General features: G+C 56.9%; 13 protein-coding genes. 9 read left to right on the forward strand and 4 right to left on the reverse strand.

The window, feature by feature from the left end; all coding sequences use genetic code 11:
• Positions 1 to 38: 38 nt before the first annotated feature.
• Positions 39 to 653: a hypothetical protein gene (locus ACYJRZ_RS29205; RefSeq protein ID WP_459464644.1), complete on the reverse strand. Its 615-nt coding sequence runs from the start codon at positions 651 to 653 to the stop codon at positions 39 to 41.
• A gap of 26 nt (positions 654 to 679) precedes the next feature.
• Here ACYJRZ_RS29205 and ACYJRZ_RS29210 point away from each other — a divergent pair, with 26 nt between their 5' ends.
• The 5 genes from ACYJRZ_RS29210 (at position 680) to ACYJRZ_RS29230 (ending at position 5,728) form a co-directional block, all read left to right on the forward strand.
• Positions 680 to 985, forward strand: coding sequence for a hypothetical protein (locus ACYJRZ_RS29210; protein WP_459464646.1), 306 nt, complete (start codon positions 680 to 682; stop codon positions 983 to 985).
• Between the two features lie 140 nt (positions 986 to 1,125).
• A complete protein-coding gene (locus tag ACYJRZ_RS29215; protein WP_459464648.1) occupies positions 1,126 to 1,623 on the forward strand; it encodes a Csu type fimbrial protein in 498 nt (165 codons plus the stop codon).
• Positions 1,624 to 1,648: 25 nt separating this feature from the next.
• Positions 1,649 to 2,368, forward strand: a complete 720-nt coding sequence (locus ACYJRZ_RS29220; RefSeq protein ID WP_459464650.1) for a fimbrial biogenesis chaperone — start codon at positions 1,649 to 1,651, stop codon at positions 2,366 to 2,368.
• Positions 2,369 to 2,390: 22 nt separating this feature from the next.
• The gene (locus ACYJRZ_RS29225; protein ID WP_459464652.1) at positions 2,391 to 4,754 is read left to right on the forward strand and encodes a fimbria/pilus outer membrane usher protein; all 2,364 of its coding nucleotides are present in this window, start codon (positions 2,391 to 2,393) and stop codon (positions 4,752 to 4,754) included.
• Between the two features lie 14 nt (positions 4,755 to 4,768).
• Positions 4,769 to 5,728, forward strand: coding sequence for a Csu type fimbrial protein (locus tag ACYJRZ_RS29230; protein WP_459464654.1), 960 nt, complete (start codon positions 4,769 to 4,771; stop codon positions 5,726 to 5,728).
• A 44-nt stretch (positions 5,729 to 5,772) separates the two neighbouring features.
• On the opposite strand, the gene ACYJRZ_RS29235 is transcribed toward ACYJRZ_RS29230, so the two are convergent.
• Both ACYJRZ_RS29235 and ACYJRZ_RS29240 read right to left on the reverse strand, forming a co-directional pair.
• A complete protein-coding gene (locus ACYJRZ_RS29235) occupies positions 5,773 to 7,563 on the reverse strand; it encodes a GGDEF domain-containing protein (RefSeq protein WP_459464656.1) in 1,791 nt (596 codons plus the stop codon).
• 222 nt (positions 7,564 to 7,785) lie between these two features.
• Positions 7,786 to 8,091, reverse strand: coding sequence for a hypothetical protein (locus ACYJRZ_RS29240; protein WP_459464658.1), 306 nt, complete (start codon positions 8,089 to 8,091; stop codon positions 7,786 to 7,788).
• Between the two features lie 424 nt (positions 8,092 to 8,515).
• On the opposite strand from ACYJRZ_RS29240, the gene ACYJRZ_RS29245 reads away from it, so the two are divergent.
• The 3 genes from ACYJRZ_RS29245 (at position 8,516) to ACYJRZ_RS29255 (ending at position 10,941) form a co-directional block, all read left to right on the forward strand.
• On the forward strand, positions 8,516 to 9,175 hold the full coding sequence (locus ACYJRZ_RS29245; RefSeq protein ID WP_459464659.1) for a GNAT family N-acetyltransferase: 660 nt from the start codon (positions 8,516 to 8,518) through the stop codon (positions 9,173 to 9,175).
• Between the two features lie 81 nt (positions 9,176 to 9,256).
• A complete protein-coding gene (locus ACYJRZ_RS29250) occupies positions 9,257 to 10,216 on the forward strand; it encodes an acetylxylan esterase (protein WP_459464661.1) in 960 nt (319 codons plus the stop codon).
• The gene (locus ACYJRZ_RS29255; RefSeq protein WP_459464663.1) at positions 10,213 to 10,941 is read left to right on the forward strand and encodes an esterase family protein; all 729 of its coding nucleotides are present in this window, start codon (positions 10,213 to 10,215) and stop codon (positions 10,939 to 10,941) included. Before ACYJRZ_RS29250 ends, ACYJRZ_RS29255 begins: the two co-directional genes overlap by 4 nt.
• Positions 10,942 to 10,965: 24 nt before the next feature.
• On the opposite strand, the gene ACYJRZ_RS29260 is transcribed toward ACYJRZ_RS29255, so the two are convergent.
• Positions 10,966 to 11,154: a hypothetical protein gene (locus ACYJRZ_RS29260; RefSeq protein WP_459464665.1), complete on the reverse strand. Its 189-nt coding sequence runs from the start codon at positions 11,152 to 11,154 to the stop codon at positions 10,966 to 10,968.
• A 354-nt stretch (positions 11,155 to 11,508) separates the two neighbouring features.
• Here ACYJRZ_RS29260 and ACYJRZ_RS29265 point away from each other — a divergent pair, with 354 nt between their 5' ends.
• Positions 11,509 to 13,845, forward strand: coding sequence for a glucose/quinate/shikimate family membrane-bound PQQ-dependent dehydrogenase (locus ACYJRZ_RS29265; protein ID WP_459464667.1), 2,337 nt, complete (start codon positions 11,509 to 11,511; stop codon positions 13,843 to 13,845).
• The last annotated feature ends 22 nt before the right edge of the window (positions 13,846 to 13,867 follow it).

Consider the following 13,867-nt stretch of genomic DNA (forward strand, 5'->3'; position numbering starts at 1 on the left):
GCCTCGATATCGGCAATGGGCGCGGACGCCTGTCCAAACTACCAATCTGCGCGAGCCACATTATCGATCACCTGCCGGCTTCGGCGCAGCACCATGCCCGGCGCGTCCACTGCTTTGCCCAAAAGGTTTCGCGCGTCCGCAAGCGGATGAAATCCGGCCCTTTCTTCCAAGACGGGAGATGGAGCATCGTCTGCAACAGGCAGAGCAGCCTCCGTATAATCCGGATGGCTTGTTATCAGCGGGTCCCGCGTCTCGCACTGCGGCAGGCAGTGGTCGAAATGCTTCACGTCGGCGGATGAGGCGACCTTCGTCTTCTCCGCATCGGTGCGAACAACGCGCTTTGCCGGCGCGCTGCTTTTGACCATGGCTGCAAGCGGCGAAGGCTGCGGAACTGGCACCGATAGCAGAGGTTTCGCAGGGCTCGTATCAACCACTGACTGCAGTCTGTTCATGGCAAGTTGTTGTGCAGATGCCGTGCCATTGATCGCGATACGTCCGCCCTCGTCGATGAACCCTACCGTGCGGTCGGCCGGGCCGGTTTGGACGATTATATAGAGGGCGCCGACCACGGTGCCGCAAACCGCAAGTGCGGAACTCAACCTGCGGGTCGTTTCGCTTTGACCATTCCACCATCTCACGGGCTGCGCATCCATCGACCGCTCCTTTGGGAAAATCTCGGATGGTCATTCTCATGAGAACTGTGGCACCGCGTTTACCGAAACGTGGCCAATTGCAGGCATTTTGCAAAGAAATGTTGATGAATGCGCTTTGCACATCCGGTGTGCCTAATATGGTCGATCGGATCAAAGCCGTCGTGCAGAGAACGCAATCGCTTCTCGGTCTTGCGAAGCGCATTTCCGCCCGCGTCTTTCACATCGGCTCGCGATCCAAGCCGTCCACTTGTCCTGGCGAAGTTCAATCCCGAAAAACACTATTAACCATGTTTTTCAAAAAATCCGATTATCTACGGGTATTCTCTAAATAAATTGAAATTCTACTTCGCGGGTATTCTTTGGAGACTGGCGCAGCCGCTAAAGCAGGTGCGACCCGCATTGCCAGCGAATCATATATGTGCTTATTTTATTATATTCTGATATTTTTAGGGCTTATGGGAGGGGAATGTGAATGCTGAGAATGCTCCGCGGCGCCGCCCTTATTAGTATCGCAATGGCCGCAGCAGCGCCTTCCGCCGAGGCCGCCACCACAAGCGCCAACATGACCGTTACCATTACTATTCAGGCGCAATGCACGATCCAAAGTGCCAATAATCTCAACTTCGGCACCAACGGTGTCATCACCAGCAATATCGACCAGGCAACCACCATCGGCGTGCAATGCACATCGGGCCAGACCTACAATGTCGGCCTCAGTGCCGGCGCTGGAGCAGGTGCGACAACGGCTGTTCGCCTCATGACAGGCCCAGCGAGTGCGACGATCAATTATGCGATTTATACCGACTCCAATCGAACGCAGACCTGGGGCACAACCATAGGCACGGACACCGTCTCGGGGACAGGCAATGGCGCGGTCCAGAACATAAACGTCTATGGCCGGGTGCCTCCGCAAACCACACCGACGGCGGGCGTCTATACCGATACGGTAGCGGTTACCGTCACCTACTGAAAACTCACAGATCCGGGAGGCCGTCATGCAACGCATGTTGCCATGCATTGCCGCGACTATGCTTTTGCTTTTCAGTGCCTATGAGATAAACGCAGCATCTTTACGAGTAGCGCCCACAAGTCTGGAGCTTGTAGCACCGTCTGCTGCCACGGTCTTGAATCTGGCTAATGACGGAGACCATCCGATCAATGTCCAGATCCGTGTCTTCAAGTGGAGTCAGGTGGGCGGGATAGAGACTTTGGAGCCGACCAGGGATGTCGTTGCCAGTCCTCCGGCGACCCGAATGAACCCGAATGTTCAGTATGTGGTCAGAGTGGTTCGCACGAGTAAGGCTCCCATCAAGGCGGAGGAGACCTATCGCGTCATCGTCGATGAACTTCCCGACCTTGCCCGCGCGCGCGCCGGCACGGTCACACTTATCATGCGTCAATCCATTCCCGTCTTTTTCAAGCGACCAGACGTAAAGCCCACCGATATTGTCTGGAGCCTCAAGCAGCAGGGCAACAACCTTGCTCTGATTGGCAAGAACAATGGTGGCAGCCGTTTCCGCCTGTCGAATGTTACCCTAGCGCAGGGTGCGACGAAAGTCGGAAGCCGGAACGGACTGGTCGGATATGTGCTTGCCGGCGCGACGATGGAGTGGCCGATGGGCACAGCAAAATCCCTCTCCGCTGGCGCCGTAACACTCCATGGCCAGAGTGATCTTGGGCCTTTCGATGCCAAAGTCGCCGTTAATCAACGGTAGTGCCGGCGCCGTTTTTATATGCATGCTTTCCTCAGTCCCGGTACTGCGCGCCCAGGAAGTGCCCGATCCGCCGGCGAATACGGCCACGGCAGAGCAACCCGCTGCCCAGATGGACGTCTATCTCGAAGTATTCATCAACAACGTGTCGATGAAGATGATCGGCAATTTCAAACAGCGTCCGAATGGCTCGCTCGCTGCAACCGCGCAAGAGTTGCGCGAAGTGGGCATCAAGCCGCCAGCGGGTGCTGCTGAGGACACGCTGATCGAACTCGGCACCTTGCCTGGCCTGTCATATCAGGTCGACGCTGAGACTCAGCGTCTCTATGTGCAGACGACCGACGAGGGGCGTGCGCCTCGCGTGATAAACGTCAGGCAGCAGCAGGAAAATGCAATCCCCGCAGCTCAGTCCGGCTATGGCGCCGTTCTCAACTATTCCCTCTACGCAAGTTCCAACGGTCTGTTCCAGGGCAACTCGAACATGTTCCAAGGAATATCCGGCTCTTTCGATGCTCGCCTCTTCAGCCCCTACGGCACGCTCAGCCAGTCCTTTCTCGCCGGATACTCCGAAGGCAGCCTTGACGGCGTAACCCGCCTCAACACGACCTGGAGCTATTCCGATCCGAACAACCTTGTTACCTATCGCGCGGGCGATCTGACTACCGGCGGCCTATCATGGACACGGCCAGTCTATTTTGGCGGCATTCAGTTTCAGCGCAATTTTGCGCTGCGCTCGGACCTGGTGACCGAACCGCTGCCCTCATTTGCCGGGACGGCTGCCGTCCCTTCGACACTCGATATCTATACGCAGAACGTTCGCACCTATTCCAGCGATGTGCCTGCCGGGCCTTTCGAAGTGACCAACCTGCCGGTCTTTTCCGGAGGCGGGCAAGCGACCGTCGTGCTGCGTGACAGCCTCGGGCGGGAAACTACGCAGACCTTGCCCTTCTACTCCTCCAATTGGCTCCTGCGCCAGGGCCTATTGGACTTCTCGGCGGAACTCGGCACTCCGCGCCTGAATTTCGGAACGGATTCCAATGACTATGACGGTCGTATCATGGGCTCCGCTACCGCGAGGTACGGCTTGACCGATTGGTTGACACTGGAAAGCCACTTCGAAGGCGGCGCCGATCTTTTGAATGGCGGTGCGGGAGCCGCCTTTCCGGTCGGCTCATTCGGCGTAGCTTCCTTAGCGGGCGCAGCAAGTAAAAGCGGCTCACGCTCTGGCGCGTTGATGAATGCCGCATTCGAGCTCAGCTATGACCGATGGGCCCTCTATGCCCGTATGCAGCGGACCTTCGGCGATTACGACGACATCGCCTCGGTTTCCGCACGGCCCACAACCAGCATTGCCGGAGACGTAAGCATTCTCAGCGCCGGAGTGCCGCGCGCCATCGATCAGGTTACGCTCAGCGTACCGACGCCGCTCGATCTTTCCAGTCTCAACCTGTCTTACACGAACCTCGAAAGCGCGGATGGCATCAAGAGCAAGATCGCCGGTCTTTCCTACAGTCAGACCTTCAAACGTGCGACAGTCTATGCGAGCGCCTTCACCGACCTAGGCAATCGAAGCAATTTCGGATTCTTTGCCGGCCTTTCCATTCCCTTCGGTGACAATATTACGGCCAATACCGGCGTAGAGGGCGGCTCCAACGGCCTCGGCATTGTTGCCGACGTTTCCAAGTCGATGCAGCAGGAGGATGGCAGTTTCGGTTGGCGACTGCGCACCTCCGAAGGCGAAGATACCAATCGCGAGGCGGCAGTCAGCTATCGGGCGCCCTTTGCCCAGGTCGAAGCGGGTCTCCGGCAGCAGGATCATCAGACCAGCGCCACTGCCAGGATCGATGGCGCCATTGCTATTGCAGGCGGCGGTGTATTTGCCACAAATCGAATCGATGACGCATTTGCGGTCGTCGATGTCGGCGCTCCCGGTGTCGAGGTTCAGCAGCAGAACCGGCCGGCTGGTAAAACCAATTCGAGCGGGCGCATCCTGGTGCCCAATCTCAACGCCTATGAACTGAATACCGTATCCATCGACCCTAAAAACCTGCCCGTCGATGCCGATGTGCCGGCGACGAAGGAAATCGTCGTTCCGGCAGACCGTAGCGGCGTCGTCGTCAGGTTCGGTGTGTCCCAGGCGCCGCAGGCTGCCCTCATTACGATCAAGGACAAGAACGGTGTGCCGCTGCATGCCGGGCTCAGCGGTACCCTGCAGGGGGCAAACGAAGACTTTGTCGTCGGCTATGACGGTCAGGCTTATATTCGCGGATTGCATGCGAGGAATGGGATCGATGTCTCACTGGAGGATGGAACGAAGTGCCACGCCGAGTTTGCCTATAAGCCGCAGCGGGGTGAGCAGGTTGTGATCGATGACGTCAGATGCTTTTGAGGCGAGGTAAAAGGATGCTGCGTTCGATCACTCTATTGTTCGCATTGCTGCTGCCTTCGCTGTGCCTGGCGCAAAGCTGCAGCTTCAGTGCCACTAATATGAACTTCGGGGCAGTTGATATCTTGTCGGCTACTCCGGTCAATTCGACATCGACGATAAGTGTAAATTGTGCCGGGGGAATCCTGGACCTGGGCAAGCGGCTTCTGATTTGCCCTGATATCGGCGCTGGCAGCGGTGGCGCATCTTCCGCCGCTGCACGTCAGATGTTGAACGGAGCCAGTTTCTTGAACTATCAGCTCTATTCCGATAGCGGCCGAAGCCTTGTGTGGGGATCGAGCAGCTGGTCCTATCCGCCGCGGGCCCCAGCCTATGCGCTGACAATGTCCTTGCTGAATGGTTCGCTGGTGGGAGCAACCGGCAGCCTGACGATCTATGGCACGGCGTTTGGAACGCCGTCGACGGCGCTGCCCGGGCCGTATACGTCCAGTTTCGCATCGAGCACCTCATTCTATTACAGCTACAGTAGCGCAACGAATTGTAATGCGCCCACCGGAACGACAGGAACCGCCCCGTTTACCGTCAACGCGAGCGTTGCCGCTAATTGCCTGGTGAGTGTCCAGAACATCAATTTTGGCACGCAGGGCGTTCTGAGCACGAATGTCGATGCCACGGGTTCGGTGACGGCAACCTGTACATCAGGTACGACCTACACGATCTCGTTAAATGGCGGCACGACAAACGCGGCACCTACGGCGCGAAAGATGACAAAAGGATCAGAGACCGTGACCTACGGTCTCTATAAGGATAGCAACCGATCGCAGCCGTGGGGCGATGCCAACACACCAGGCAGCACCGTTGCCGGAACCGGAACCGGTACGGCGCAGCTTCTGACGGTCTACGGTCGCGTCCCGCCGCAGACGACGCCGTCTGCCGGCAATTACGCGGATACGGTCGTCGTAACGCTCACCTATTGAGTTTGGGTTTTGAGGCGCCCGCACTGCTCTCGGCAGACGGCGCGTCAGGCTGCTTTTGCGTCGCTCGAATTGTCTCTGAATGCGGGGCCTGCCGCCTGGCCAGATGGATTATCCGACGAGCAAACCAAATTGCGTCCGTTGCGCTTGGCCCTGTAGAGCCGATTATCTGCGACAACGGCCAGCTTTTCCCAATTTTCGTATACGCACTGTGCCTGCCAATCGATACCAAAGCTCGCTGTTACCTTCAGGCCGTGCTCATTGCTGACGACGGCTTGTGCCAGAGTTTCTCGCAATCGCTCCGCCGTGGAGCGCGCAAACGCTTCGGTGACGTCTGCCATGACGATAATGAACTCTTCTCCGCCATAGCGGGCAAATAGATCAGTGGTACGCAAACACATTCCAAGGATCTGTGCCACTTGTTGCAGTACCTTGTCGCCGACGGCGTGACCATATCGATCGTTGATTGATTTGAAATGATCTATATCGAGCATGACGACGGCGATCCCTCGGGAGACGTTTGTCGAGGCCGCAAACAGTTCTTTCATTGCTTTTTCCAGCGCACGCCGATTGAGGAGGCCGGTAAGTGCATCCGTCTGGGAAAGACGCCTTAGCTCCTCCGTCAATGATTTGCGCTCCATTTCCAGATGATGCTTGAAACGCTGCTGCTCCCGCAGAAAGTCAAGACGCTGGAATAGTTCGCGCATTTCGCGCCCGGCGTGAGGTATAGGCGTCGGCGTCGTAAGATTGCCAACGGCAATCTCGTCGAGCTGCCGCTTGACGGCAAGCATCGGCCGGAAGAGCGAACGCCTGAGGAGATAGGCTAATCCAATCATGACGGATATTGCCATGCCGGCAAGCAACGCCGAGATTAGCATGGCTCTCAGGGACTTCCGCTGAACTTCGTCAAAAGAGTTCAATGCCGCGGTTTCGATGAGTTCCCGCAGATCTTCGGTCGACTTCATCCCGGGCACGTATTTCACTGTAAAATCGCCGGGTGTCAGTCCGTCACTCGCATTCAAATCAAAGACGACGCGCTGAGCGTAAGGCAGCGCTCCCGCAAAATAGTTTGCAGTCACCTCATCCAATAGGCTTGCCAGGGCTTGGGATTGCAATGTGACAGGTGCGTAGGTTTTCAGCAGAGCATTCACCTCGAAAAGCCGATTCAACTCGCTGTCGAACGCAGTCTTATAATGGGAGCGGGCCTGTCCCTGCGAGGTCAGCATCATGACGACATAGGAACCGAGCCTGCCGGCGCGCTCTCTAAGTGTTCCTGCCATCGAGGTCAGCATGACTTCGGCGCCCGTCTCGGGCGCCAGAGCAATGATTGATCTGCCGGCTATATCCCGGTAGTCCTGCGCGCGATCCGCTGCCCGGAACATCGCCTGTATGGCGCCCGCTATCTTTATGCCGCTCCGCTCACCGCGCGGCAGAGCCGCTACGGTGTCAACTGCCTGCCTACCGCTCTCCAATTGCGCTCGAAGCGCCATAAATGCGCTACGCATTTCCGCGGATTGGTCTATTTCCGTTTTAAAGAGAGTTTCGAGCTTGGCGATATCCTTGTCGGTTGCTTCGCGGCTCACTTTCAGAGTCGCAGAATATTGTGCTCGCTCGCTCGCCGCAGCTCCCATGAGACTGTTTGCAGGACCGCGTTCTCTCGATATCATGGCCGCAGCGTGCAGTGCCGTGTGAAAGCGGCCGAATTCCATTATGCCGCGCTTGTAGTTGATGTAATCAGACAGGCTGAAAGCAATCGTCGAGCCAGCCATCATCAAGCAAACCATGATAACGGCTATCACGCCGATCCGCTGCAGCTGTTGAATTTCAAGTCGCGACAATAAGTACTCTCCAAAATAACCGTCTTTGCACACAAAAACAGACTTTATCGAATCTTCACTTAACGATTAGTCTTAAATCTTTCTGACATTTACTAAGCAGGCGCAGGGAAGTGATTGGCCTGAAGCCTTGTCTATTCGAGCCCGGAATATGCGGAATGTGTTCTTAAGATTTAGGGCCTGCGGGAAGCGCGCCCTGCTCAAACCGACCTTGTCGGCGGACATCTAGTTTTGAACGAAAAATGTGGGCATCAGATTGGCGCGGGCCGAATAATGCGGTTGACTGACGACATGGAATATTATCAGTGCATAGACAAGGATGGCGCCGACTGCGATGGCGATACCGCTGATGGGAAGCGCTATTTTTGACGTGGAGCCGTTTGATGTATTCTGCTGATCTGCGTGAATTTCCTTTTGGGCCGGTTGATCCGCCGTTGCAAAGGGAAGCTGGAGCTCCCTTTCCATGTGAGCCTGCGCTTCAAGACCTTTGCCATATCTCGTTGCGGGCCGAAACTGAATGACATCGCCCATTTCACGCGGTCCTTTTACCGCTTCGGATTATTGGCCGTTTTCGGCATCGTTGTAATCCACGCGAACCACGATCTTTTCCGGCCTTTGTTCGCCATTAGGAACGATCACGGTCACGATACAGCAACTGGCGCGTGGCTTGACGGATAGGAGACGCCCCATGTCTTGGACAAGACCTGATCCACCGCGCTCGAGCAATCCTGAGCCTTATAGACGCTTTGCGCAGTTTGACTTTGCCCTGCAATTGCAGAGCCTGCAAACGAAGTTCCGGCAAGTATCGCTAGGACCCTGATCATGCCTTCACTATATCCCAACGACCGCAAGGAAGCGACAGTCGCTCGCAACAAATGCAGTCCATTCGCCTCACCTTTTCGACCGTATGGCAAAAATCAGGGAGGATGAGTATTCGCCGCCACAATGGACTTTCATGACAAATTCACTGATGGAGATGAGGCATAGGTCGCGAACGTCTGAACGATTTTATGTGTCATTACGCCATAGCGGTCACTCATTCGTATCAAGGATTACGATGCTTACTCTGGAAACTTCCCGGCTCATTCTCAGGCCTTGGCGGGATGACGACCGTGCTCGGTTTGCCGCCGTAAACGCGGATGCGCGGGTTCGGCAATATTACCATCCGAGCCTGCTCACGGCAGCAGAGACGGATGAACTTATCGATGAAGCCAACCGGCAGTTGCCCAAGGAAGGTTTCGGCTTTCTGGCCGTCGAGCGCAAAGCTGACGGCGCGCTGATTGGTGGTGCTGGCCTTTCGCGACCCGGACCGGAAGTTCCAGGCAATTTCCGGCTGGAGATCGGCTGGATTCTGGCGGCTTCCTATTGGCGGCAGGGCTACGCGGCGGAAATCAGCTGGCGTTGTTTGGAGTTCGCTTGGCAGGAACTTCAGGCTGACTGCGTGATCGGCTATACTTCGGCAATCAATACCCCTTCCCGCCGCGCGCTGGAGAAGATTGGTATGTTCCGTGTCGAGGGCGGCGATTTCGATGACATCACCGTGCCGCCAGGCCATATTTTGCGGCCACACGTGCTCTATCGCATCGATCGTCCCATGCAAGAAATCCTTAAGTGATAGGGAACGAACTGCGATGAAAGCCTGCAGTCGGCAATCCCGGTTCTTGCGTTCCCCGTGCTTTCACGCGAAAAACCTGTCATGAGCATAGCGACATCCCATCCCTTCGACTTCGATCCCACCTATGGCATGCAGCTTGCGCAGTTGCAGGCGATAGCGGCACCAGAAGCCCCGGCAGGCTTCGACGATTTCTGGCAGCAGCGCTACAGGACGGTCGTGGCCATCGATCCGCAGCCGCGGCTTCGCCACAGCAAGCTGCGCCACGACAATTGGCATGTCTTCGATATCAGCTACCTGTCGACAGGGTCATTTCAGATCAATGGCTGGCTACTCATTCCTCGCAGGGGACAGGTGCGGCGTGGCATGGTTGTCGGCCATGGATATGGCGGAAGAGACCAGCCGGAATTCGATTGGCCGGTAGAAGAGACGGCGATCCTATTTCCCTGCTGCCGCGGACTCTCCCTCAGTGCTAGCCCAAAAATCCCTTCAGACGCATCGGGTCATGTTCTTTGCGGCATCGAAAGCCGGGACACCTATGTCATCGGCGGCTGCGTCGAAGACATCTGGCTCGCCGTGTCGACTTTGGAGACCCTCTATCCCTGGCTTGCCGGCCATATCGGCTATAGCGGCATCAGTTTCGGCGGTGGCATCGGCGCGCTGGCCATTCCTTTTGATGCGCGGATCAGGCGCGGCCACCTCATTGTCCCGACTTTCGGCCACCGGCAGCTATGGCTGACATTGCCGACCGTCGGCAGTGCCCAATCGGTACAGGCCTATCAGGAAAAGCACGGCAGCGTTCTCGAGACGCTGCGGTTCTTCGATGCTGCGATCGCGGCAAGTCGCATCAGCATTCCGATGCTTGTCGCGCCCGCGCTTTTCGATCCCGCCGTTGCGCCACCCTGCCAGTTCTCTGTCGCAAATGCGCTGCGGAAATTTAACGAAATCTTCATTCTGGATGCCGGTCACTTCGATTATGCTGGCAACGAACAGCAGAACGCAATTCTGCGAGACAAGGTCGGGCAATTCTTCAAGGTACTATGAACCGCGAATACCTATGCTGGTACAGCCCTCGGCTGCATCGAGACATGGAATTGCTGGTGTTCGGCCATGCCGGCGCCAAGGTATTGGTGTTTCCCACGCGCGACGGCCGTTTTTGGGAATACGAGCAGATCGGCCTCGTCGCCTCTCTCTCGGAAAAGCTGAATGCTGGGCAGCTTCAGCTCTATTGTATCGAAGGTCTGGCGGCAGAAACCTTCTACGGCTTTCATCGCCACCCATCCGAACGCATTCGCAGGCATAACGCTTTCGAGGAATATATCCTCAACGAGGTCCTGCCTCTGATGGCGCAAAAGAATGGCCACGAATGCACTATTGTCCACGGCTGCAGCCTCGGCGCCTTCCAGGCTGCAAGCCTAGTCTTTCGCCACCCTCATCTTTTCCGCAAGCTGGTCGCCTTTTCCGGTCGCTACGATCTGACGATGAAGGTCGAATCCTTCACCGATCTGTTCGACGGCTATTACGATGACGATATATATTTTCACACACCGACGCATTTTCTGCCGGGGCTTGCCTGCGAGCGGCATTTGGGGAGCCTGCGCCAGGTCGACATCGTCATGGCGATTGGAGACGCCGATCCGTTCCTCGACAATAATCGTCACCTGAGCCAGCTGCTCGCTGACAAAGGGATCGATCATCGACTGCATGTGTGGGATGGGCGCGCCCATCAAGCAGGCGCATGGCGGCGAATGGCGCCACTCTACATCTGACGAAAGCAGTAAGTTTTCGAGCCGTCAAGCCAGTCCCACTGGTATGGGCCGGAGCGCCTTGTGCGTGCCATAGTCCCGCTCGTGAGATTTGCGATGCTGCCGCTCTGAGCTTGCGGAAAACTCGACCAGAATACGCTCCATCATGCCATCCGGATAAGTGCCGGTGTCGTCGGTTTCTACTTCCGATTGGGCAGTCACGATCTTCATATTCATTTTCAGTCCTCCGGCTCTGCTCGGAAACCCTTGATTTCAATATCTGTTCCATTAGTATCTCAGTAATTGTTAAAAAATTAACTACGTTCGTTAATCAAGTCAGCAAACCTGGCCTCGAGCTTGAACGGTTGACCGGATTGGAACATTCTCGCAATCGTGACGTTCAGCCTCTGATTTGATTAGGGGGATTGATGTACCGACCCAAATCGCCCTGGGCATGGCCCTTCTCGTTATCAGCGAAGCGACAGACACCGATTTCGATATAACCAGGTGTCGAGGTCCGAGGGGATCTCGCGCGAATTTGCCTGCCTTCAAGCAATCACCGTTCAATCGACGGCTAGACCGGAGCAGATCATGGCCCTCGCAATCACATCGATCATTCTCGCGCTTATCGGCCTTGCACTCGGCGGGGGTGGGCTTTGGCTTACACTGCTCGGCGGAAGCCTTTTTTATCTTCTGGCCGGTCTCGCCTTTCTGGTGACCGCTATCCTGCTTTATATGCGCAAGGCTGCAGCGCTCTGGCTCTACGCCATTTTCGTGCTGGCAGCGCTTGGATGGGCGATATGGGAAGTAGGCTTCGATTGGTGGCAGCTCGGTCCGCGTGGCGGGTTGATCATTCTGATCGGTCTTTGGCTGCTAACACCCTGGATCCGGCGGCCGCTGGGCTTTCGCAGCCTCGATGGCGTTTACTATGGAGCTAATCCCTGGCCGCTCACCATACCCCTGAGTATTGCCATTCTCGTTGCCGTCTATTCGATGACGACAGACCCGCACGATCTTTCCGGCGATCTGCCGACGACAACAGCCGCAAATGCCGCGATGGGCGGGGATGTGCCCGATGGTGAATGGCATCACTATGGTCGAACCTCGTTTGGCCAACGTTATTCGCCCCTTGATCAGATCAATACTCAGAACGTTGCGAACCTGAAGGAAGTCTGGCGGTATCGGACAGGTGATGTGAAACGGCCCGATGACATCGGCGAGACGACCTACCAGGTTACACCGCTGAAGATCGGCGATACGCTTTATATCTGTACACCCCATAGCCTGGCGATCGCGATCGGTGCGACCGACGGCAAGGAGAAATGGCGTTACGATGCCAATGCCGGCATGAATCCTAATCGGCAGCATCAGACCTGCCGCGGTGTCTCCTATTATCACGACACGACCGCTGCCGCCGGTGCACCATGTGCCGATCGCGTCTATCTGCCGACCTCGGATGCTAGACTGATCGCGCTCGATGCCGCCAACGGCAAGGCTTGCCCGAGCTTTGCCAACCAAGGCGTGCTGCATCTTGAAACCGGCATGAAATACAATCCGGCGGGCTACTATTATTCGACATCGCCGCCCGTCATCGTCTCTGACAAGATCATCATCGGCGGCGCAGTGAACGACAATTACTCCACCCAGGAACAGTCCGGCGTCATCCGCGCCTTCGATGCCCGGACCGGCGCATTGCTCTGGAACTGGGATTCGGGCAATCCGGATCAGACGGCACCGCTGCCTGCCGGGCAGACCTACACGACCAACTCACCGAACAGCTGGTCGGTTTCCAGCGCCGACGAAAAACTCGGCATGGTTTATGTTCCCCTTGGCAACCAGACGCCGGACCAGCTTGGCATGGGTCGCAGCGCCAATGTCGAACGCTTCTCCTCCTCTGTGGTCGCGCTCGACATCAATACCGGTCAGCTCAAATGGGTGCAGCAATTCGTCCATCACGATCTCTGGGATATGGACGTGCCCGCCCAGCCCGTGCTCGTCGATCTGACGAAGGCAGACGGCAGTACGGTTCCTGCGCTGGTTGCCTCGACCAAACAGGGTGATATCTATGTGCTCGATCGCCGTACGGGCGCACCGATTATTCCCTTCAAGGAAATCCCCGCTCCCGGCGGCACCATTCCCGAAGATCATTCCTCGCCAACACAGCCGATCTCCGATCTGACCTTCTCGCCCCCGCCCTTGCAGGAAAAGGACATGTGGGGCGTCTCGCTGTTCGATCAACTCGCCTGCCGTATCGCCTTCCACCAGCATCAATATGAAGGCCGCTACACGCCGCCTTCGTTGCGCGGCTCCATCATCTTCCCCGGCAATTTCGGCACTTTCAACTGGGGCAGCGTTGCCGTCGACCCCGAACGGCAGATCATGTTCGGCATGCCGACTTATCTCGCCTTCACCTCGCGACTGGTGCCGCGCGCCGAGATCCCGCCGAAGGGAGCTGGCGATAAAGGCAGCGAACAAGGCCTGAACCGAAACGAAGGCTCGCCCTATGGCGTCTACATGGGTCCGTTCGTCAGCCCGCTCGGCATCCCCTGCCAGGCACCGCCTTGGGGCTATGTCGCCGGTGTCGATCTGAAGACCGGCAAGATCGCCTACAAGCATAAGAACGGTACCGTCTACGATATGACGCCCCTGCCTCTTCCCTTCAAGGTCGGCGTTCCGGGCATCGGCGGGCCGATCATCACCAAGGGCGGAGTAGCGTTCCTTGGGGCGGCGGTGGACGATTATCTCAGGGCATATGACGTAACGACCGGAAAACAGCTCTGGCAGGCGCGCCTGCCGGCGGGCGGTCAGGCAACGCCGATGACCTATACCGCCAGCGACAACAAGCAATATATCGTTATGGTGGCCGGTGGTCACGGTTCGGTTGGAACGAAACCGGGTGATTATGTGATCGGCTATACCCTGCCATGAAGCGGTGACAGAACGGCAGGCA

This window comes from Rhizobium sp. No.120 (assembly GCF_054558365.1).